Annotated in this window: 1 rRNA gene (only partly in view); it reads left to right on the forward strand. The window is 57.6% G+C overall.

From position 1 onward, the window contains the following. Positions 1-50 precede the first annotated feature (50 nt). Positions 51-1750: ribosomal RNA gene (locus tag ACZ5WE_RS38270) — 23S ribosomal RNA — on the forward strand; it runs 1492 nt beyond the window's last position.

Here is a 1750-nt window from a genome sequence, read left to right on the forward strand (position 1 = left end):
GGGGTGGTTGGTCGTTGTTTGAGAACTGCACAGTGGACGCGAGCATCTGTGGCCAAGTTTTTAAGGGCGCACGGTGGATGCCTTGGCACCAGGAACCGATGAAGGACGTGGGAGGCCACGATAGTCCCCGGGGAGTCGTCAACCAGGCTTTGATCCGGGGGTTTCCGAATGGGGAAACCCGGCAGTCGTCATGGGCTGTCACCCGCTGCTGAACACATAGGCAGTGTGGAGGGAACGCGGGGAAGTGAAACATCTCAGTACCCGCAGGAAGAGAAAACAACCGTGATTCCGGGAGTAGTGGCGAGCGAAACCGGATGAGGCCAAACCGTATACGTGTGAGACCCGGCAGGGGTTGCGTGTGCGGGGTTGTGGGATCTCTCTTTCACAGTCTGCCGGCTGTGAGGCGAGTCAGAAACCGTTGATGTAGGCGAAGGACATGCGAAAGGTCCGGCGTAGAGGGTAAGACCCCCGTAGTCGAAACATCAACGGCTCGTTTGAGAGACACCCAAGTAGCACGGGGCCCGAGAAATCCCGTGTGAATCTGGCGGGACCACCCGTTAAGCCTAAATATTCCCTGGTGACCGATAGCGGATAGTACCGTGAGGGAATGGTGAAAAGTACCGCGGGAGCGGAGTGAAATAGTACCTGAAACCGTGTGCCTACAAGCCGTGGGAGCGTCGCGCATCAAGTTTACTTGGTGCGTCGTGACTGCGTGCCTTTTGAAGAATGAGCCTGCGAGTTTGCGGTGCGTTGCGAGGTTAACCCGTGTGGGGAAGCCGTAGCGAAAGCGAGTCCGAATAGGGCGATAGAGTAGCGCGCTCAAGACCCGAAGCGGAGTGATCTAGCCATGGGCAGGTTGAAGCGGCTGTAAGAGGTCGTGGAGGACCGAACCCACCAGGGTTGAAAACCTGGGGGATGACCTGTGGTTAGGGGTGAAAGGCCAATCAAACTCCGTGATAGCTGGTTCTCCCCGAAATGCATTTAGGTGCAGCGTCGTGTGTTTCTTGCCGGAGGTAGAGCACTGGATAGGCGATGGGCCCTACCGGGTTACTGACCTTAGCCAAACTCCGAATGCCGGTAAGTGAGAGCACGGCAGTGAGACTGTGGGGGATAAGCTCCATGGTCGAGAGGGAAACAGCCCAGAGCATCGACTAAGGCCCCTAAGCGTACGCTAAGTGGGAAAGGATGTGGAGTCGCAGAGACAACCAGGAGGTTGGCTTAGAAGCAGCCACCCTTGAAAGAGTGCGTAATAGCTCACTGGTCAAGTGATTCCGCGCCGACAATGTAGCGGGGCTCAAGCGTACCGCCGAAGTCGTGTCATTTCAGCATATAGGGCCAACGCCTGCTGGGATGGGTAGGGGAGCGTCGTGTGCCGGGTGAAGCTGCAGCGGAAGCTAGTGGTGGACGGTTCACGAGTGAGAATGCAGGCATGAGTAGCGATACATACGTGAGAAACGTGTGCGCCGATTGACTAAGGGTTCCTGGGTCAAGCTGATCTGCCCAGGGTAAGTCGGGACCTAAGGCGAGGCCGACAGGCGTAGTCGATGGATAACCGGTTGATATTCCGGTACCCGCTGTGAAGCGTCAAACATCGAGCCCATTGATGCTAAGGCCGTGAAGCCGTCCTGGAGCCTTCGGGCAAAGGGAAGTGGTGGAGCCGCCGACCCAAGGTGGTAGTAGGTGAGTGATGGGGTGACGCAGGAAGGTAGTCCAGCCCGGGCGGTGGTTGTCCCGGGGTAAGGGTGTAGGG

The organism is Streptomyces sp. NPDC033180, assembly GCF_055577645.1.